Here is a 21,077-nt window from a genome sequence, read left to right as displayed (position 1 = left end):
GCTCCACTCGGATGAAGGGAGCCACGATCGTCCGCCCAGGCCGGGCGACGCTCAATCAGCGCAGGGCGCTCGTCTCAATCCGAAAACCTCGAAGCTGCCACCCATCCCGCGCGAGCGGGTTCGTTCATCCACCCAATCTGGTCGTAGGCTGCCGCATCCTCGACGGCCTCGAAGCAGACATTCCCATGGTGCCGATTGAGCTGTAAACGGTAGGGAAACTATAGCGAGCGGCGTTATCTGCCCGTTTGCGAATGGCCAATCCCTGCCAGCGACGTCCGCCTACGGGACGCTTCCACAGCCAGGGGAGCGACTGGGATGGACGCAAGTTGGCATTGCTGCCGTCGCGAGCGGCTTACCCAATCATGCGTATCGGTTGGGGACCTGTTCGTCTGCTGCACTACCGTCAAAAACTCAGAAGTATGCCGATCGACAGAGCGAGTGAAACCGGTTTCACCAAGAAAAAGAGCCATCTCGGTGGGCAAGCTGCAAAACCATGAGGCTGGCGGAAGTTGCGGGACAATCGTCCACAACGGCCAACACAAACGAAATCAACGACTTAGAGAAGCCGCCTGTCGTCAGGGTGTAGCACCGAAGTGTAGCAGTCGGCAATGTGGTCCGGCGACCTGAAGGCGTTACCGCCGGAGAGGAACTAGGGAAGCTGGAGATCTGCGGGTGAGCGGTTTGCCGAAACGCAAAACCGCCGCACATAGGGGGATGCCTTGACGTGACAAAGCACCAAGTACCGAATGAGGTAGGTGCAGGCCGTCATATCAGCAGACCAACGCGTCCCGCCTCTATAGAAGCCCACTGATATCGCTATTCCGGATGCGTGAACCCTCAAGCCCACCCGTACGCCATCGTCAGCGCGTCCAGACCCTTCGGCCCTTCTCCGCCAGTGAAACCGGTTTCACCGGCCAGAATGCGGAGAGGGACCCTCTCTGGATCGACCGGCTCAACTTCCATGTTCCGGTTATCGGCATCCGCCATACCGCGGGGGACCTCTACGGGTACCTAAAGGAGCGCAAGAGCGTCGGCCCCTTCCAGTTCGAGAGAACTCCAGCCGGCTTACACGCGATCGAGTTCAAAGGGGCCCAATGGCTCTTCAACGCGAAGCTGTCGTTTTGGAGGATTCGTACGGGGTCACCCGGAGCCCGAACTCGGGCGAGTGATCAAGCCCATCCTTTCAGAGGGCACGCCGATATCACGCTGAACCCAACGCGCCTGTACGCACACATGGGCGTTGAAGCTGCGGCCGAACCCATCCCTGCCTTGAACAACTTCGATCTGAGGTCGTGGCCTGATCGCGCTGATGCGTTGCGGAGCCGCACCCTTGATGGGTCCGACAACGTGATCCCGGACGACCTAATCGAGGCGGCGATCCGCCTAGACTGGCCGAGGTTCTGCCAGGCCTACGCCGAGCAGGTCTTCGAGTGCATGTCCCGAGCGATCGGCACCGTCTACGAGGTGGGTGCCGAACGTGAGGGCGATGCTGACAGGCACGCTCACCTGCTGGTCATGCCCCCGCCACAGCAATGGGGCCTCCGGCAAACCGAGTTTTATCATGAGTACGCGGTCGAGGACGCCGTCGAGGCTGTTCGCCGCGTCGAGCCGTACGCGTTGAGCCTTAGCCGTGAGGTCAGGGTCCGCCGCTACCAGAAGCATGTGAGTTCCGAGACGGTCCGGCAGGACAACGCCCGATCCCTGTCCATGAGTTTGGGTCGGAAAGGGGCCTATCTGGTCCTATACGCAAAGATGCTAGATCGTATACGTGCGGAGGTCCGCTACCAGGCGGCGCCCGCGACCATCGCTGGCCTACGCTCCACTGGCTACGCTGACAACGCGAACGGGATGGCCGACCTCCTTCAGGACATCTCCACGGAAGCTGCAGGGCGCTTAGCCCAGTGGATTGCCGCGTGCCGAGAGATCATTCCGCGGGAGCACCCGACCCGGGCTCAACTCGTCGTGTTGATCAGCAAACTGTCGGCCATATGCGGGACCGGCCTCCTTCTGACGCAGGTACTGAACCTGCTACTGGCGCACGGGGGGATCATTCCCACGGGGCACGCTGACATCGATCGCTTGGTTCCGCAGATGGTCAAGCGTCGCCTGATCATCAGGGTCCGATCGGCTCGATCGCGCAACGTGATCCACTACTGCCTTGCCCACCCTTATGCGGCAGTAATCTGGCTAATCAGGACCCTTGATGAGGTACGTCCCGCAACGGAAGCGAAGCACTTCCCGCCCTGACGAACTTGAGAGATGCGTATCGCAACCCGTGAGGGCCACATCCCAAACTGCCTGTTCCATGAGGAAATAACCCCCGTTTGGCATTAGTGAATTCTCACTAGTAGGCCAAAAAGAGCCCACAGTACATCGAGCCTCTTGTCGCCGTTTGTCGCTCTATGAAAGGAAGAACGGCAGAAGCAGGTCGTCCGACACCTGCAAAGCCTGAACACGTTCTCCTGAAGGCTTCCCCCGCCCCATGCGGCTGGTCACGACCCTCCCGACCTGTGGGATGGGAAGCCATGTCCCTCATCTCGACTTCGATGCAACCGGTTTCACTGGCTTTGGAGGGCGGCTCTGCTCGTTCGATGAAAATCGCCGACAACTCCACCTAGCATCGCTCTCGCTCAGCCATCACGATCGGGCCGTTGGAACCGTGCGAGTGAAGAGGTGGCTCGGGGAATCTGCACAGTGGGGCTGAGTGGAGTTTCTGCCTGACGGCGGCCAGGATGGCTGCGGATCAGGAGCAATGATGAGCAAGCGACAGCGCCGGAATCACCTCCCGGCCTTCAAGGCGAAGGTGGCTCTGGCTGCCCTGCGAGGCGAGAAGACCCTGGCTGAACTGGCTCAGCAGTTCGATGTCCACCCCAATCAGATTACGATCTGGAAGGCTCAGCTTCTCGACGGGGCTGCCGGGGTGTTCGGAGCCGCGGCCAGGCCGGAGGCGGCACCAGCCATCGACGTGAAGACGCTGCACGCCAAGATCGGCGAACTGACGCTGACCAACGATTTTTTGTCCGGCGCGCTCGGCAAGGCCGGTCTTCTGAGCGCAAAGCGATGATCGATCGCGGGCACGATCTCCCCGAATATTGCAGCACCTTTGGGAGCAGCGATGGCACAAGACCGGTACGTTTCTTACCTGCGGGTATCCACCGAGATGCAGGGCCGCTCTGGGCTCGGGCTGGAGGCCCAGCGGCAAGCGGTGGCGAGCTTCTTGAACGGCGGGCAGTGGTCCGTGCTGGCAGAGCTGGTCGAGGTCGAGAGCGGCAGCCGGGACGATAGGCCGGAGCTGTACAAGGCGCTGTCGCTGTGCCGGCTCCACCACGCCACCCTGGTGATCGCTAAGCTCGATCGGCTCTCTCGTGACGCGCACTTCCTACTCGGCCTTCAAAAGGCCGGGGTTCGCTTTGTAGCGGCTGACATGCCGGAAGCCAACGAAATGGTGGTCGGCATCATGGCCGTGGTCGCACAGGCAGAGCGGGCTATGATCGCGAAGCGCACACGCGAAGCCCTCGCAGCGAAGCGGGCCTACTACACCGCCCTGTCCGATGAAGATCGTGCCATCCTTCAGGCAGAGGGCAGGGCCATTCAGCTCGGGAAGCCTGAAAACCTAGGCAAGCATGACGAGGGCTGCGCCCTGGGCCGCGCCCGCAGGACGGAGATCGCAAACAGCCGAGCGGTTGACCTTGCCCCGATAATAGCGGAGGTGAAAGAAGCCGGCGCCACCAGTCTGCGGGAGATCGCAGCGGCCATGAACCAGCGTGGCATCCCCACAGCCCGCGGCGGCAAATGGTCGGCAGTGCAGGTCCAACGGGCTATGACACGCTTGTCCGCGTAGCGACCAAATTACCTAGTGCAACCGGTTTCACTGGAACTGCCGAGCTTGCCTATCTGCGAAGGGGGTCTAGCTCGCTGGCGTAACTTTGCCTTTTGGAACTGCGGCTCCCAGATCCCCAAGACGAGAGGCGGGAGCCGCAGCGAGGCGGCAGATGGATCGGCGATCTCAGCCGGCCGTCTGGCCGGCGGTGTAGGTGAGGTTGAAGTCGGCGATCGCCTGAAGGCTGACGAGGTGGGCGTAGAGGGGGCTGAGCCAGCCTTCGCGGCGCAGGCGCAGGAGGTCCGAGTCGGGGAGGTCGGCGAGCGCCGTTTCGTCGACGCCCTGCGCCCCGTACAGGGTGTGGGTGTCGCCGGTCTCCGTATCCCGCCCCTGGATGGTCACCGGGCGCAACAGGGCGAGGTCCTGCAGGATCTGTCCGAAAGCCGCCGTGCGCTTGGCCGCCTCGGCATAGTGTCGGGTCAGGGCGATCCGCTCCGTGAGCAGGGGGGTGTCGCCACCGTCCGCGCCGAACAGCGCAACGCCGGTCTCGCCGCCCGAGCTGTCCAGGCCTTCCGCGGCCTCGTCGAGGCAGACGAGCGGGTCGGCGTCGGCGATCTCGCCCTGGATGAAGGGATAGCGGCGCAGGTGGGCCGGCAGGTAACGGCCGGTCCAACCGCCATCGGCATCGACCAGCATCGAGCGACCCGGCCGGAAGCCGGTGACGAACACCGGCGTCGGGACCGGACCTTCGGGCAGGAATAGGATCGGCAGGTGCCGGCAGGCTGCGGCGAACTCGTCGACCACCGCCGGGATCACATGCGCGTCGCGGGCGAAGCCGAAGCGTGCGGGCTCGGCAAGACGGAGGGTGCGGTGGCCTTCGCGGTTCAGCGGAACCACGCTGCGGTAGAACAGGGGTAAATCGGACACGGATGGGCCTCGGCTAGGAGCGGGAATCGATAGGCTGGCGGGGCGGCGCTTGCGTTCGGGCGCGCTCAGGCCGGCTCTTTGGCGAGCGCGTCCAGGGCCTGGGCGAGGCCGACGAACGACAGTGGAATGGCGACGTCCTGGCCGGCGGCGTTCTTGAACGCGATGCGGCCGGGCTCGGCCGAGCCGCGCCAGCGGCGCAGGGCATCCTCGCGCACGCTCGCCTCGGCGACGCAGCCGCCGGGCAGGCAGCGGCGCCAGGCCAGCTCGAAGCCGGTGGTGTCCCGCTCGTCGGTCAGCACCCGCACGCTGCCCGGCAGGGCGACGTTGGGCGGCAGGATCGCGGTGACCTGCAGCGGCTCTCCCGCGGAGATCCGGCCGATGGCGATCTGGGCGATCGGCTGGGCCTGACCTTGGACCTGCATGGTCTGGGCGGCCTCGCAGATCCGCACCGGCTTGTCGCCGCCGCCGCGCTGGCAGCGCAGCACCCAGTCGCCGAAGCTCGCGGTGGTGCTGCCCGGCTCGGTCGGCACCGCGGCGGGTTTGGTCGGAGCGGCCGGCGCAGGCTTGCCGCCTTGCGCGAGCGCGAAGGCCGCCGGCAACACGACGGTTGCAGCACACAGCAAGCCGAGGGTGAGGAGGCGGGGGTGAGGAAACGCGGGCATGATGGAACTCTGCTCGGTTGGAATGAGAACGGCCTGCGCAAGGGGATGCGCAGGCCGTGATGTGGTCTGATGCTCCAGTCCTAGAACCGGACGTTGAAGTTGCCCTTCACGCCGTGGTCTTGGGCGCGGGGGCCGACCTGGCCGGTGTAGTTCAGGCCGATCGTGGCCGCGGTGGTCACCTGCCAATCGAGGCCGGCCGAGGTCACCAGGGCATCCCGGTCGATCGGCACACCCGAGGTGATGAAGCTCGGACCACCGGCACCGAAGCTCAGGAGTGTCGCGGGCACCACGTCGCCGAACGCCCGACGATAACCGATCAGGCCGCGGGCGATCAGCGGACGGTTCTCCCCGAACGCATCGCCGAGCACGAGCTGGCCCTGGATACCGGCGGTGGCGGTCTGGATGTCGTAGCCACGCCCGGCCACCGTCAGCGCTGCGATCCCGCCCTGCTCGGTCAGGCCGTCACGGCGGATGTGGATCGCCGCGCCGCCCGCGAACGGCTCGATGTAGCCCGTCGCCGTGCCGATGCGGTAGCCGACCTCGCCGAAGCCCTGGATCGTCTCACCGCCGCCCTTACCCGACAGGCTCTGGGAGAAGCCGGGGAACGCCGCCGTCCGCCGGGCCGTCAGAGAGTTGTCGGCATAGGCCGCGCCGAGCCGGACCTGGAGCGGTCCGACCGGGCCGCGGGCGTAGACCGCACCGTAAGCGCTCTCCACCGTGCCCGAGGACAGCCGGCCGGTGACGTCGAACCCGGTGAAGCTGTAGCCGCCGGCAACGCCGACCCGCCACTCGGACAGAACCGCACCGGCGCCGGTCAGGCCCGACAGGCTCGTCTCGGCCCCGAGCACGAAGCCGCTGGTCTGACGCGACAGCCCGGCGGCGTTGCCGTTCGAGGCCGTGTTGCCGAAGGCGCCGAACGCCTGGCCCCAGACCGCGTAGGCCGGCACCACGAGTTGCGTCGGCACCGCCGAGATCGTCGGGGCTCGACCCGGCAGGTCGGCGGTGTAGGTCCCCGGCAGGGTCGAGCCGGGAGCGAAGCGCTGACCGACGCTGCCGGGACCACCGAAGCCGCCGGCAAAGCCGTTGCTCTCGCCGAAGCGCAGGTGATCGAGGATGGTCTCGCGCACGAACGTGGCGCCCTCGAACATCGTCGTGATCGCGCTGGAATAGACCTCACCCGAGAGCGCGTTGAACGCTTGGCGTGATTGCGGTGCGGAGAGCACCGCGATCGCGTCGTAGATCGGCGTGCCGACGCCCAGCGCCTGGGCGGCGGCGGCGACGCCGGCCTGGTTGCCGGTCTGCGCCGTGGTGCCGAATGCCAAGTCGTTGCGAGCGAGCCGCAGGTAGGCGTCGTTGGCGTCGTAGGTCAGGAACGGCGTCAGGAAGGCGAAGTTCGAGGTCACGCCCGCGAACCGCCCGGTCAGGCCGCCTGCCGCCGTCAGGATGGTGTAGCGCGTGCTCGGGGCATAGGCCCCCGTGCCGGCGGTGACCTGAACCGTGCCGCCCTGTAACGTCGCGGTGCCGGTGCTCGCGATACGGTCGGACTGTCCGGCTGCCGTGGCATCGACCCGGTAGATCGACTGGCTGGCAAACAGCACGTTGCCATTCACGTTCAGCGTGCCGAGGCTGCCGGCAGCGGTGCTGGCCCCCGGGGCGACGATCGCACCGGATTGGACGGTCAGGCCGCCGATGGTCCCTGTGCCGCCGACGACCGCCGCGTTGGCCACGGTGACCGGCGAGGCGGCGAGGCTGCCGTTGACCACGAACCCGCCCGTGGCGACCGTGGTGGGCCCCGAGAGGGTGCCGGTGCCGGTGTAGGTCAGCGTGCCGGCACCCTGCTTGACGAAGCGTCCGGTGCCGTTGAGGGCGTTGCCGAGCGTCGCATCGCTCGCCTGATCGATCACCAGCGTGGTGTTGCTGGTCACACCGCCGCTGCCGAGGCTGGCGGCCGAGGCTACCAGAGTGCCGGCCGAGACCGTGGTGCCGCCCGAGTAGGTGTTGGTGCCGGTGAGCGTCAGCGTGCCCGATCCGAGCTTAGTCAGGCTGGTGGCACTGCCGCCGTCGACGATCGTACCCGCATAGGATGTGGTGCTGTTGTCGCTGTTGGTGGTCAGCGCGCCGTTGCGCAGGACCGCCGCCGCGTTGCTGCCCGAGAGCGAGCCGACGGTGAAGGCGGTCCTGCCGAGATCGACCGTGCCGTCGTTCGACAGGCGCGTCATGCCGGCAAGCGGGCCGGTGAGGACGAAGCTGCCGCCCGCCGCATTGGTCACCGCCCCGGCGATCCGGCCCGACGCGGTGATCGCGGCGGCGTTGGTTACCGCCCCGTTGATCGTGCCGCTGGTGGCGAGGCTACCACCGGTCACCGCCACCGCGCCGTTGATCGTCCCGGTGTTGGTGCTGGTGCCAGCGCTGTTGGCGAGCCCGCCGTTGAGCGTCGCAGCATTGGTGAAGCCGCCGCTGTTGGCGACGCCACCGTTGATCGTGCCGGTGTTGGCCAGCGTCCCGGCATTGGAGATCGGCGCGGAAGCCGTGTTCCAGGTGCCGGAGTTCGCCAGCGTCCCGCCGGCATCGTTGCGGGCGTTGCCCTGCCACAGGCCGGCATTGGTGACGCTGCCGGCATTGGCGGTGAGGTTGCCGGTCCACACGCCGGTGGCGCGGTTGGCGATGGTGCCGGAGGCGGTGTTGCTCACGTCGGCGTTGTAGGTGCCGTCGTTGACGACGCTGCCGCTGTTGGCCAGCGCATCGGTGATCGTGCCGCCCTGCGCCACCGCGATCGAGCCGGAATTGACGATCCCGGCCGGGGCCGTGAGGCTGCCGCCGGTGGCCACCGTCAGGCTGCCGGCATTGGTGAGCAGGCCGGCGATCCCGTAGGCGCCCGAGCCCGTGATCGCCACCGTGGCGCCGCCGGCATTGGTGAGTGTGCCGTTGCTCGCCACGTTGCCGGTGACGCTGAACGTCCCGGCGTTGTTGACGATGGCTCCGTCGATGCGGCCGGCAGAAGCCACGACCGTGCCGGTGTTGGTGAGACCACCGGCGATCGTGCCCGAGGTCGCGAGGGTGCCGCTGTTGCCGACGCCTCCGTTGAGACTGCCGCTGTTCGTGGCATTGCCGGTGTTGGTCAACATGCCTGCGACGCTACCGGTGTTGGTGAAGGTCGCGGCGTTGGCGACCGGACCGGCCAGCGAGCCCGCGTTGACGAGCGTACCCGCCTGCACGGCGGTGGTCCCGGTGAAAGTGTTGGCGCCCGAGAGCGTGAAGGTGCCGGTCCCGACCTTGATCAGCCCGCCGCTGCCGGAGATCGTGCCGGCATAGGTAGTGGTGGCGTTGCTGCCGCCGGTGGTCAGGGTACCCGACCCCAGCGTCACGCTGCCGGCGCCGGAGAGCGACCCGACGATCTGGTTGAAGGTGGCCAGATCCATCCGGGCGCCGGCCGCGATCGTGACGGCGGAACCCGCCGAGAAGGCGTTGACGGCGCCCGCCTGCAGCGTGCCGGCGTTGATCGCGGTGGCCCCGGTGTAGGTGTTGGGACCCGACAGCGTCAGCGTACCGGTCCCGACCTTGGTCAGGGCCGTCGCACCGGTGATCGCACCGGCATAGGCCGAGGAGGTGCCGCCCGACCCGGCCGACAGGGTGCCGCCGTTGGTGATGGTCGCCGTCCGGGTCGCACCGGCCAGCGAGCCGACCGCGAGGCTGTTGCCGCCGAGATCGACCGTGCCGTCGTTGGTCAGACGCGCGACACCGGTGAGCGCACCGGTCTGGACGAAGGTCGCGCCGGCCGTATTGGTCACCGCGCCGTTGATCTGGCCCTGCGCGTTGACGCGGGCGCTGTTGTTCACCGTCCCGTTGATGACACCGGTAGTGGTCAGCGTCCCGGCTAGGATCGTCGCGCCGCCGTTGATCGTGCCGGTGTTGGTCGACGTGCCGGTGTTGCTCAGGCTACCGACCACCGAGCCGGCGTTGGTGAAGGTCGCCGCGTTGCTCACCGAGGAGGCGAGGCTGCCGGTGTTCGTGAGCGTGCCGCCCGCCACGATCGTCGTGCCGGTGTAGCTGTTGGCGCCCGAGAGCGTCAGCGTGCCGGCGTTCAGCGTCAGCCCGCCGGTGCCGGAGGCGACGCCGCCATAGGTGGTCGAGGCGTTCGTCAGGGTCAGTCGGTTGGCGCCGAGGGTGACGGCGCCGGTGCCCAACAGCGTCACGATCGAGGTCCCCGGCGCGGTGACGCCGGCGATGTCGAAGCCGGCATTGCCGGCTACGGACACGCCCTGCGACGCGGCGACCGAACCCGCACCCGACAGGGCGAGCGTCCCGGCGGAGATCGTGGTCGCGCCGGTGAAGCCGTTGGCGCCCGACAGCGTCAGCGTGCCCGCACCGACCTTGGTCAGGGCCGTGGCACCGGTGATCGCACCGGCATACGTCGACGAGGTGCTGTCGGATCCGGTGGTCAGGGTACCGCCGTTGGCGATGATCGCGGCGGCGGTCGAGCCCGCGAGCGAGCCTACTGTGAGGCTGTTGCCGCCGAGGTCGACCGAACCGTCGTTGGTCAGACGCGCGACACCGGTGAGCGCACCGGTCTGGACGAAGGTCGCGCCGGCCGTATTGGTCACCGCGCCGTTGATCTGGCCCTGCGCGTTGACGCGGGCATTGTTGCTCAGCGTCCCGTTGATGACACCGGTAGTGGTCAGCGTCCCGGCTAGGATCGTCGCGCCGCCGTTGATCGTACCGGTGTTGGTCGAGGTGCCGGCGCTGTTCGTCAGACCGCCCCCGACTGTGCCGGCGTTCGTGAACGTGCCACCGTTGGCCACCGCCCCGCCGATACCGCCGCTGTTCGTGGCAGTGCCGGTGTTGCTCAGGCCGCCGGCCACCGTGCCCGCATTGGCGAAGGTCGCCGCGTTGGCGACCGACGAGGCGATCGAACCGCTACCCTCGATGGCGAGCGTGCCGGCCTGGACGGTGGTCGTACCGGTGTAGCTGCTCGCGCCCGTCAGCGTCAGCGTGCCGGCGCCGAGCTTGACGAGACCGATCGTGCCGCCGGTCGAGGTCAGCGCGTTGGCAATGGTCGCGCCGACGCCCTGGTTGACGTTGACGAAGCTCTGATTGGCCGTGGTGAAGGGGTCGCCAGTGAGGTTGAGCGTCCCGGTGCCGGCGAGCTGGTAGCCGTCGACCGTGAACTGTACGCCCTGCAGGTTCTGCGCGCCCGCCACCGTCACGGTGCCGGCCGTGCCGCCGAAGATCGCGACGCCGGAGCGCCAGATGTCGTTGACCTGCCCGCCGGGCAGCGTCGTCCAGTTGGTGGTGGTGGCGTTCCACGGGCCGGTGCCGCCCTGTCCGCCGACGCCCGCGCCGGTGGTGTCGATGCCGTCGAAGAACTGCACCGACTGGTTGCCGTTGGTGAGCAGCACGTTCACCTGGGTCGGGATGCTCGTGTAGACCGTCGCCGTCGTGCCGGCGCTCGGCGTGTTCACCTGAGCGAAGTCGCCCGCGAGCGTGCCGCCGTAATTGTACAGGCGGTAGGCGCCCGAGACCGGCGCAGCGGCCGCGTCGATGGCCGAGACGAGGTTCAAGGTGCCGGTCAGCGTGAGGTTGCGGCCGACGTTGATCAGGTCGTTGCTCGCCCCGCCCGGTGTGCCGGACGCGCCGAACTCGAACACCGAGGTGGCGCCGCCCGTCAGGGTGTAGTCGCGTGCCACGGTCAGGGTGCCGGTCGCGGCACCGGGGGCGCCGCCGGCATTGACGGTGCCGCCGTTGACGGTGACCGAGCCAGCGAAGGTCCCGGCCCCCTGCAGCGTCCCGGCGTTGACGACGAGCGTCGCGCCGTTGGCCACGGTATCGCCGAACACGCCGTTCAGGGCGAGCGTGCCGGCGTTCAGGCTGGTGGTGCCGGTGTACTGGCCGTTGGCCGCGCTGTTCGTGCCGGTCAGGTCGAGCAGCCCGGTACCGTTCTGCTGCACGCTGCCGGTGCCGGCGATCGTCCCGGCATAGGTCACGGCATCCGAACGGTTGAACGCGAGCGTGCCGTTGGTGGTGACGTTGCCGGGCAGGGTACCGGCGGTGCCGCCGGCCCCGACCTGCAGCGTGGCTCCGGCATTGACCAGGGTGCCGCCGCCATAGGTGTTGGTGTTGGTCAGGATCACCCGGCCGGTGCCGGCCGCGGTGAGCGCACCGGGGCCGCCGATCGCACCGGCCAGGGTCAGCGCTGTGTTCGCCGCGGGGCTGACGGTGCCGCCGGCCGCCGTCAGGGTGACGGCGCGGGTGGTGGTGAAGCTTGCGGAGTTCGCCAGCGTGCCGCCGCCGAAGGTCAGGGCGCCGGTGGTGGCGCCGAGATTGGCATCGGCCCCGACCTGCAGCGTCCCACCGTTCAGCGTCGTGCCGCCGGTGTAGCTGCTGGTGCCCGAGAGCGTCAGCGTGCCCGCACCGACCTTGGTCAGCGCGGTGGCACCGGTGATCGCACCGGCATAGGCGGACGAGGTGCCGTCGGCCCCGGACGTCAGGGTGCCGCCATTGGCGATGGTCGCAGCCGCGGTCGAGCCGGCCAGCGAGCCGATCGCGAGGCCGTTGCCGCGGAGATCCACCATCCCGTCGTTGGTGAGACGCGTGACGCCGGTGAGCGCACCGACCACCGTGAAGCTGCCGCCCCCCTGGTTGGCGACCGCGCCGTTGATCTGACCCTGCGCTGTCACGGTCCCGGCATTGGTCAGCGTGCCGTTGATCACGCTGGTGGCGGCGTTGCTGTCGAGGCGACCGGCGAGGATCGTCGCGCCGCCGTTGATCGTGCCGGTGTTGGTCGCGGTGCCGGCGCTGTTGGTGAGCCCGCCGCCAACCGTGCCGCTGTTCGTGAACGTGCCGCTGTTGGCGACCGCGCCGCCGATGCCGCCGCTATTCGTGGCGGTGTCGGTGTTGGTCAGGCCGCCGGCCACCGAGTCCGCATTGGCGAAGGTCGCCGCGTTGCTCACGCTACCAGCGAGGCTGCCGGTGTTCGAGAGCCTGCCGCCCGCCACGATCGTCGTGCCGGTATAGGTGTTGGCCCCCGAGAGCGTCAGCGTGCCGGCGTTCAGGGTCAGGCCGCCGGTGCCGTTGATCGCCCCGCCGAAGCTGCCGTCGGCGTTCGTCAGGGTCAGGCGGTTGGCGCCAAGCGTCACCGTGCCGGTCTGGCCGGAGGCGGTGTTGGACAGGTTGACGATCGAGGCGCCGCCGTTGCTCAGCCCCGCAATGTCGAAGGTGCCGCCGGTGGCCAGGATCACGCCGCTCGACTGGGCGATGGCGCCGGTACCCGACAGGGCCAGCGTGCCGCCGGTCACCGTCGTGGCGCCGGCATAGGTGTTCGTGCCCGACAGCGTCTGCGTGCCGCCGGTGACGGTCAGCCCGCCGCCGGCCACGTTGGTGATGCCGCCGACGTCGCGGATCGCGCCCGCGAAGGTGGTGGAGCCGTTGCTGACGGTGAGCGTGCGCGCGCCGAGATAGACGGTGCCGGGACCCGACAGGGTGGTGAGGGACGCACCTGCGTTCGACTGTGAGATGTCGAGCGCGCCGGTGACCGTCACGCCGCTGGAGGCGGCGATCGAGCCCGCGCCGGATAACGCCAGCGTGCCGGCATTGATCAGGGTGGTGCCGGTATAGCCGTTGATGCCGGTGAGCGTCTGCGTGCCGTTGCCGCCCAGCGTCAGGCCGCCGCTGCCGTTGATCGCCCCGCCGAACGTGCCGGCCGGGTTGGTGATGGTGAGCCGGTTGGCACCTAGCGTCACCGCGCCAGCCTGACCCGACGCGCTGTCGGTGAGCGCGCGGATCAGCGTCCCGCCATTAGTCAGCCCAGAGATGTCGAAGGTGCCGGCGGTGGCCAGCGCCACGCCGCTCGACTGGGCCAGCGTCCCGGTACCGGAAAGCGCCAGCGTGCCGCCGCTCACCGTGGTGAGCCCGGCATAGGTGTTGGCCCCCGTCAGCGTCAGGGCGCCGCCGCCGAGCTTGGTCAGCCCAGCTGTGCCCTGGAGAACGGAGCCTACGCTCGCCGCGATCCCGCCGTCGACCGTGATCGAGCCCGCGGTGCTGCCGGTGATGCCGCGATCGGCCACAAGGTTTAGCGCGTCGCCCGACAAGGTGTAGCCGTTGGTGCTGAACTGCAGCGCCTGGAAGCTCTGCGCGCCAGCCACCGTCACCGCGCCGCCGGCCGCGCCGGAGAACACCCCGGCCTGCGAGCGCCACTGGTCGTTGATCTGGCCGTCGAACGTGGTCCAGTTGGTGCTGGTGCCGTTCCAGACCCCCGCGCCGCCGTTCACCACGCCGTTGCGCGACTGGTTGGTGCCGTCCCAGAACTGGACCAGCTGGCCGTTGCTCGCGAGCAGGACGTTGTACTGCGACGGTGATTGCCCGGAATTGGTCACGATCTGCGTGACGTCGGTGGTGGCGCTCTGCCCGCCGTTGGTCACCGTGCCGAAGCGGCCGGCGGCGATCGTGCCGGCCACGTCGAACAGGGTGTAGTAGCCGCTGGCGATCTGCCCGCCGGCAGTGGTCTGCAGGGCCAGCCGGCTCGCATTGTCCACCGAGAGGTTGCCGCCGACCGTGACGAGGTCGTTGTTCTGGCCCCCGACCACGCCGGCTGCGCCGAGCTCGTAGCGCGCCGTCGCATTCGCGGCGAGCGTCACGTTGCCGGCCACCGTCAAGGTACCCGGCGAGTTGCCCGGCGAAAGCGTGCCGCCGGCATTGACCGTGACCTGACCGGCCACCGTGCCGCCGCCCCCGAGCGTGCCGCCGGAGTTGACGACCACGCGGGCGGTGTTGCCGGCCGTGTCGCCGAACACGCCGTTCACCGCGAGCGTGCCGGCATTGACGTTGGCCGTGCCGGTGAACTGGCCGGCGGTCGCGCTGTTCGTGCCGGCGAGGCTCAGCAGCCCGGCGCCGTTCTGGGCGAGCGTGCCCGCGCCGGTGATGGTGTTGCCGAGCGTCAGGGCCGCGGTGCGGTTCACGCTGAGCACGCTGGCGCCGTTGCCGCCTTGCGCCGCCGCGTTGACGATCGCGAGGTTGCCCGTGAGCGTGCCGGCCGTGTCGCCGAGGGTGAGGGTGCCGCCGTCGATCTGGACCGCGTTCCCGCCGGTCCCGCCGGCCGCGATGGTGCCGTAGTTGGTCAGGCCCGTGGTGCCGGTGCCGGCCACCCGCAGGCCGATCGCGCCCTGCACGGTCGGCTGGGTCGCGGCGCCGCTGGCGCCGACCGTGACGGTGTTGCCGGCGCTGTTGCCGGTCAGGAACACGCCCGCGTTGGCAGCACCACCGGTGCTCCCGGCCGCGATGGCGCCGTTGGCGGTGACCGCCACCGCGCCCGAGGTGCCGGTGGCGACGATGCCCGAGCCGTTCGTCGTGGTGATCGCCCCGGCGGTCACGGTGATCGTACCCGTGCCGGCCGTGGTCGCGGTGATGCCGGTCGTGCCTGCGGTGATCACGCTGCCGGCGACGCTGCCGACCGCGACGTTGCCCACACCGGTGCCGGTGTTCTGCGCGTTCACGCCGATGCCGGTCGAGAAGATCGTGTTGTTCGTGACCGTGATCATGCCGGCCGTGGCCCGCGTCGCGTTGATGCCGATGCCGCCGACACGGGTGGTCGCGTTCGTACCGATCTGCCCGCCGGACTGGTTGACGACGATACCGCCGCCTCCCGTGCTGGTGGCGTCGATGCCGTTGGCGGTGGCCTGGATCGTGCCGGCCGTCTGATTGACCGTGACCGTGCCGGCCACGCCCGTCGCGGATACGGCGCTGCCGCCGGTGCCGGTGACGTTGGCGCCGACGTTGACCGTGACCGTGCCGGCCGTCGTCCCGTTGGTCGAGCGCGCGTCGATGCCGGTGCCGCCCGAGACGGTGCCGGCCGTGGTGGCGACGGTCACCGCCCCGGCGCCGGAGTTGGTGGCCAGGATGCCGGTGGTGCCCACCGTGATGGTGCCGGAGTTGGCGACGCTCACCACGCCGGCGCTGTTGGCCTGCGCCGAGATGCCGGTGGCGAAGTGGTTGGCGATCGTGCCGGTGTTGGACACCGCGATGGCCGTCAGCGTCCCGCCGAGTGTCGCCCCCGCGGACGGCCCCCCGGTCGTCCCGTTGGTGGTCGCGATGGCGGTGCCCCCCGTCCCGCTCGGCCGGGTCACGGTGCCGTTGTTGGTGACCTGGACGTAGCCCGCTCCCGTGCCGCGGTAGTCGCTGACGATGGCCGGGTCTGTGGTGCCGGACGTCGAGACCGTCGTGTTGGTCGCCGTGGTGACCGCGACGTTGCCGGTGCCACCGCCGTGCCGACCCGTGTTGATCGCAACGCGCGTAGACGTGATGTTGCCGTTGGCGGTGACGGCGATGTCGCCGGCCTGGCTGCCGAAGTTGAAGGCGCGCACGCCCTCCGAGGCCGATGTCACCGTCCCGGAAGCGATGGTGATCGCCCCGGATGTATTGCGCGCCACGCTGATGCCGGCGACGCCCGAGTCGGTCGCGGTGGTGTTGATCTGCCCGCCGGTCTGGTTGACGACGACCGCGCCCGTTCCGCTGCTGTCGGCGGTGATGCCGTAGTTCGTCGCCTGGATCGTGCCGGTGGTCTGGTTGACGGTGACGAGACCGGCCACGCCCGTGGCCGACACGCCGTTCCCGCCCGTGCCGGTGACGTTGCCGCCGACATTGACCGTGACCGTGCTGCCCGAGGCCGTGCCGGCCGAGGACGCGGTGATGCCGCTGCGGCCGGAGACTGCCCCCGTGCCGGTGGTGACGCTGAGCGCGCCGCTGGCGCCCGTGCTGGTGGAGCCGGCGTTGATGCCGACGTTGGCGGCCTGGTTGCCGCCGCCGGTGTTGCCGGTGATCGCGCCGGCGCCGGTGGTCACCGAGACGGTGCCGAGCGAGGCGATCCGCGCGTCGATGCCGATCGTGCCGGCGCTGACCGCGCCGATCGCGGCGTTGTTGCCAACGGCCACGCCCCCCGACCCGGTGTTGGTCGCCTGGATGCCGACGGTGCCGGCGGTGATCGCCCCGGCGCCGTTGACGTTGACGTTGCCGCCGCCGCTGGTGGTGGCCCGGATGCCCATGGTGCCGGCGTTGATCGCCGCCGCGTTGCTGACGCCGATCGAGCCGTTGCCGTTGCCCTGGACGAAGGCGTTGATGCCCGCGCCCGTGACCGGCGTACCCGCCTGGCCGATCGTGCCGCCGGATTGGTTGTCGACGGTCACGTCGCCGGCGCCCGTCGTGCTGGTGGCGACGATGCCGCTGGCGAAGGCGCCGCCCGCTGCGCTGATCGCGCCGGAGTTGGTCACGCTGACAGTGCCGGCGCCGATCGCGTTGAGGCCCGTTCCGCCCGTCACCCCGTCCGCGTGCCGGAGCGCGGCGCGATTGGTCACGGTGAGCAGGCCGCTCGCGTTGCGCGCGTCGATGGCGTTGTTGTTGACCGCCGACTGGATCGTCCCGCCGTTCGTGGTGACGGTGAGCGTGCCGGTGCCCGCGTTCAGGGCGAGCACGCCGAAGCCGGCCCGGTTGTCGGCGCCCAGCGTGTTCTGCTGCTGCGTCGCGTAGGCGGTCGGCGCCGCGGAGGACAGGCCCAGCCCCGTCACGTTGCCGCCGATGGTGATCGAGGCCGCGCCCGCGTTGGCGGCGTTGGTCTGCTGGAGGATGATGCCGTTGGCGTTGCCGGTCACGCTGGTGCCCGCGCCGAGCGTGATGCTGGTCGCCGGACCCGCGTCGGGCGAGCCGGTGCCCTGGTTGCCCACGAACACGCCCTGGCCCTGGTAGGGGTCGTTGGCGTCCGTGCCCGCCGCCGTGATCGTGCCGTTAGTGCCGTAGGTGAGGCGCGCGGAGCCGGCGGTCGTGGTGCCGCTCCTGTCAACGACCGCCCCCGAGGTGCCCGCGGTGGTCGCGTTGTCGCCCATGGCGATCGCGGCGCTGCCGTCGATGCTCGTGGCGATGGCGCCCGGCTGGTCGCCGCGCACGGTGGCGCCGTCGCCGACCGTCAGGCTGGCGCTGCCGGTGCCGGTGGCGGCCACGCGCACGCCCGCGCCGTGGTTGTTCCCGCCGGCCGAAGCGCCGGTCACGGTGGTACCCGCGCCGATCGCGACGCGCGCGTCGCCCGAGCCGGAGGTCGCGACGTTGATGGCGTCCGCGGTGGTGCTGGTGACGTTCCCGCCGGTGACGACGCTGGCGCTGCCGGCCCCGCCGGTCGAGGCCAGGATCGCGGTGCTGGTGCCCGTGACCCCGCCGAGCGCCGCCTGCGTGGTACCAAGCACGACGGCGCCGGTGCCCGACACCGCGCGCACGCCGAAGCCGGCGCGGCCGGTGAGCGTGCCGCCGCCGGTCACCGTGATCGCCGACGCCGTGCCCGGCAGGTTGGCGTCGATGCCGTTCTGGCCGGAGATGACGCCCGCGCCGGTGTTGGAGATCGCGCCGCCGGCCCGCAGGAACACGCCGCTCTCCACGACCGAATCGATCGTGCCGGCGTTGGTCAGCGTCAGCGCGCCGCCCGCGTCGATGCCCTGGCCGCGGGCCCGGATCGCGCCGCCGGCCTGGTTGGTGACCGTGCCGCCGACGTCGAGGGATACGGCATTCGCGGAGCCGGTCGTGGCGGCGGTGTAGGCGCCGGCGTCGCTGACCGAGCCCGTGCCGATCGTGCCGCTGTTGGTGATGGTGGCCGTGCCGACGGCCCGGACCGCGGCGTTGCCCGTGCCGATGCCTCCGGAGACGATGAGGCCCTCGTTCCGGACCGTCAGCGCGCCGGTGCCGGCGTTGTACGCCCCGAGGTTGCCGGTGCCGTAGACCACCGAGGCGGCGCCGAGGTTGTTCAGCGTGAACGCGCCGGCGCCGCTCGCCTGCCCGGCCCCCGAAAAGCCCGTCCCCTGGATGCGGCCGTAGTTGTTGACGACGGTGTCGCTGCTCCCCGAGTTGTTGATGCCGCTGCCGTTGTCGGCCGCGATGAGCGCGGCCTTGTTGGTCGTCGAGCCGTTGGTGATCGTCCCGCCCGCCTGCAGCACGATGCCCTGGCCGCCCGTCGCGCGGATCGTGCCGTCGTTGGTGATGGTCGCGGGGTCGGAGCCGGCGCTGATGATACTGTTGACCGAGCCGGCGATCAGGCCGCCCGCTTGGTTGGTGATCGTGCCGCCGTTGTTGAGGTTGATGCCGACGCTGCTGGTGCCGCCCTGGATCGTGCCGCTGTTGGTGACGCTGCTGCTCGCGCCTGCGATCGCGATGCCGGCGGCGTTCGCCGCCTGGATCAGGCCGCCGGTGAGCGTGCCGTTCACCCGCATGCCGGTGTTGGTGATGGTGGCCACGCCGAGCACGGTCACGCCGTCGTTTGAACCGCCGGCGGTGGTGGTGATCGTGCCACCGTTGGTCAGGATCAGGTTGCCGCTGGCGTAAATTCCGGCGCCGTTGCCGGTGCCGTTGTCCGCCGTCCCCGTGTGGCGGATGATGCCGCCGAGCTGGTTGTCGACCGTGCCCGCGGCCCCGAGGCTGACGCCGCGCCCGCCGCTATCGATCACGCCACCGTTCTGGTTGGTGACCATGCCGCCGGCATCGAGCCGGATACCCGCAGTGCCGCCGACGGTGATCACGCCCGTGCCGGTGTTGTACGTCCCGGACGCGATCGTGCCCGCGTTGGTGATGGTCGTCGCCGTGCCGGTGCCGTAGACGCCGTAGATGGTGCCGACGATCCTGGCCGCGCTCTGGTTCGTCACCGTCAAGCCGCCGCCTGCGTTGTTGAAGGCGCCGTAGCCGGAATCCTGCGAGCCCTGGCCATAGATGACGCCGCCGGTGCCCGCAGTCGTCCCGTTCAGGTTGTTAATTGTGATCGCGCCGGACGCGGAGAGCGAACCGACGCCGGCAAACTTGCCGCCGGTGACGAGACCGTAATTGTTGACGGTGGCAGCAGCGGACCCCACCGAGGTGATGCCACTATCGCGCCCCCGGACCATCGCGCCCGTCGCATCGGCCGCGCCGTTCGTGACGGTACCCGTGGCGTTGAAGCTGATAGCCTCGACCTTGCCGACGACCCCTGAGGTTCGCGTATCGACGGTGCCCAGGTTGGTGAAGGTACCGCCGTTGAGTTCGACCTCCGTGCCGCCGGTGTAGCTGCCCGTGGCCGCGATCCTGACGTTCGATGCGTCGGCCACCGTGAAGCCGCCAGTCTGCGTCAGTGCACCGGCGAACGTCGCGGTGTTGGTGCCCGTCAGGCCCTGCACGCGCAGGGCGCCCCCGCCGGTCACAGCGCCGGAATAGATCGTGCTGACGTTGGCCGCGCCCGTGGTGAGCGTCTGGCCCGAGGCGATCGTCACCGTGCCGCCGCCAATCCCGTTCACCGCCGCGCCGCCGGTCAGCGCGCCGATGGTCTCGTTGGCCTGGACCGCGAAGGTGCCGCCCCCGCCCGCGGTCAGCGCCACCGTGCCGGCGTTGGCGATGGCGTTGCCGCCGGTCACCGCGAGGGTGCCGGCGTTGATCGTCGTCGTGCCGGTGTAGGTGTTGGCTCCGGTCAGGGTCAGCGTGCCGGCGCCCGACTTGCTCAGGCTGCCGCCCGACGAGGTCAGCGCCGACGCGAAGGTGACGGCCTGCCCGTTGGTGTCGATGCTGTAGAGCTGCCCGACGTTCGTCGCGAAGCGACCCGAGTAGTCGGTCTGGTTGGCCGCGCTGTACTGGAGCGTGCCGCCGGTAAAGCTGAGCGTGCCGGCGCTGCCCAGCGCCCCGGCGCTGCCGGCATTGAGGATGCCGCCCGCGAAGGTGGTGCCGCCCGTGTAGGTGTTGTTACCCGACAGCGCCTGCGTTCCGGCGCCCTCCTTGGTCAGGGCGAGCGTACCGCCTGCATTCTGGATGCTGCCCAAGAACGTGCCCGACCCGCCTGCGACGCCGACCGTCGTGGAGCGCGGGTCTCCCCCAAAGCCGCCCTGCAGCGTCCCGGCGCCGGTCAGCGCATCGACGCGGATGGTCCCCTCGACCCCGTCGAAGGTCGCTCCGGCCGCGATGTTCAGACTGCCGAGGTTGTTCGTCCAGATGCCGTTCGCGTCGCTGCTGCCGTTCAGCCTGCCGGCCTGCACGTCGATCAGGCCGTCCTGAGCGAGGCTGATGGTCGTGGGGCCTGCGGGGCTCCCGAAACGGAACACGCCGGCGCCGGTCTTCTGGATCGTGCCCGCGCCGGTGAAGGTGTTGGGCGCCTGGCGGAAATCGTTGGCCCCCGTGCTGTTCAGCTCGACGGTGGCGTTGGCGCTGATCGCCACGGTGCCGCCGGTGCCGAAGGCGTTGCCGGTGTTCGAGGCGACGAGCCGCCCGACCGTCACGGCGGTCCCGCCGGTGTAGGTGTTGCTGCCCGTCAGCGTCAGGGTGCCGGCGCCGGCCTTGTTCAGGCCGTAGCTACCGGCGTTGCCACCGGTGCCGCCCGATCCGGTCTGGTCGGCGATGGTGCCCGCGATCGTCTGCGTCGTCCCGGTGCCGGGGGTGAAACCGATCGTTCCATTGCCTTGCAGGAACAGTCCGGAGCCGAAGGCGGCGCCTGCGCCGGCGCCGGACGATCCCCCCGAACCAGGCGTCAGCGTCGCGGTGGTCTGACTGAAGGAGTCGACGACGTTGAGGACGCCGCCCTGCTGGACGAAAATCGCGCCGCCAAGCGCTCCACCGCCGCCGCCGCCGCTTCCATTCGAGAGGTTCGTCCCGGCCCCGCCGGCGAATCCACCGCTGCCGCTGGCGCCCTCGCGCGA

At 69.7% G+C, this 21,077-nt stretch carries 8 protein-coding genes and 1 pseudogene; 6 read left to right on the top strand and 3 right to left on the bottom strand.

Annotated elements, in window-relative coordinates; translation table 11 throughout:
- The 5 genes and pseudogenes from FV234_RS26525 to FV234_RS21320 form a co-directional block, all read left to right on the top strand.
- On the top strand, nt 1-206 hold a 206-nt coding region (locus FV234_RS26525), incomplete at its 5' end, for a hypothetical protein (protein WP_210250945.1).
- A 156-nt stretch (nt 207-362) separates the two neighbouring features.
- Nucleotides 363-497, top strand: a complete 135-nt coding sequence (locus FV234_RS26975; RefSeq protein ID WP_281407964.1) for a hypothetical protein — start codon at nt 363-365, stop codon at nt 495-497.
- Between the two features lie 328 nt (nt 498-825).
- Entirely contained in the window at nt 826-2,247 is a 1,422-nt protein-coding gene (locus FV234_RS21330; protein ID WP_147831520.1) for a hypothetical protein, read from the top strand.
- Between the two features lie 508 nt (nt 2,248-2,755).
- Nucleotides 2,756-3,087: pseudogene (locus FV234_RS21325) on the top strand (transposase); the annotation flags it as partial.
- A gap of 28 nt (nt 3,088-3,115) precedes the next feature.
- Nucleotides 3,116-3,841, top strand: a complete 726-nt coding sequence (locus tag FV234_RS21320) for a recombinase family protein (RefSeq protein WP_147831518.1) — start codon at nt 3,116-3,118, stop codon at nt 3,839-3,841.
- Between the two features lie 165 nt (nt 3,842-4,006).
- Here the strand turns inward: FV234_RS21320 and FV234_RS21315 are convergent, their stop codons facing one another.
- The 3 genes from FV234_RS21315 to FV234_RS21305 all read right to left on the bottom strand — a co-directional run bounded on the left by FV234_RS21315 (nt 4,007) and on the right by FV234_RS21305 (nt 20,726).
- Complete coding sequence (locus FV234_RS21315) at nt 4,007-4,747, bottom strand: SapC family protein (protein WP_147831516.1); 741 nt, start codon at nt 4,745-4,747, stop codon at nt 4,007-4,009.
- Between the two features lie 65 nt (nt 4,748-4,812).
- Nucleotides 4,813-5,409, bottom strand: coding sequence for an invasion associated locus B family protein (locus FV234_RS21310; protein ID WP_147831514.1), 597 nt, complete (start codon nt 5,407-5,409; stop codon nt 4,813-4,815).
- Nucleotides 5,410-5,489: 80 nt separating this feature from the next.
- Nucleotides 5,490-20,726, bottom strand: coding sequence for an autotransporter-associated beta strand repeat-containing protein (locus FV234_RS21305; RefSeq protein ID WP_281407965.1), 15,237 nt, complete (start codon nt 20,724-20,726; stop codon nt 5,490-5,492).
- A gap of 114 nt (nt 20,727-20,840) precedes the next feature.
- On the opposite strand from FV234_RS21305, the gene FV234_RS26775 reads away from it, so the two are divergent.
- On the top strand, nt 20,841-21,077 hold a 237-nt coding region (locus FV234_RS26775), incomplete at its 3' end, for a hypothetical protein (RefSeq protein ID WP_246686261.1).

The sequence above is a fragment of the Methylobacterium sp. WL8 genome, from assembly GCF_008040045.1.
GTDB lineage: Bacteria > Pseudomonadota > Alphaproteobacteria > Rhizobiales > Beijerinckiaceae > Methylobacterium > Methylobacterium cerastii.
The sequence above is the reverse complement of the archived record's forward strand: the minus strand, read 5'-3'. Positions and strand labels throughout refer to the sequence as shown.

Bases quoted from the DNA above. Each gene is read 5' to 3' on its own strand.
- FV234_RS26975 (WP_281407964.1), top strand. From the start codon at position 363: ATGCGTATCGGTTGGGGACCTGTTCGTCTGCTGCACTACCGTCAAAAA.
- FV234_RS21330 (WP_147831520.1), top strand. From the start codon at position 826: ATGCGTGAACCCTCAAGCCCACCCGTACGCCATCGTCAGCGCGTCCAG.
- FV234_RS21320 (WP_147831518.1), top strand. From the start codon at position 3,116: ATGGCACAAGACCGGTACGTTTCTTACCTGCGGGTATCCACCGAGATG.
- FV234_RS21310 (WP_147831514.1), bottom strand. From the start codon at position 5,409: ATGCCCGCGTTTCCTCACCCCCGCCTCCTCACCCTCGGCTTGCTGTGT.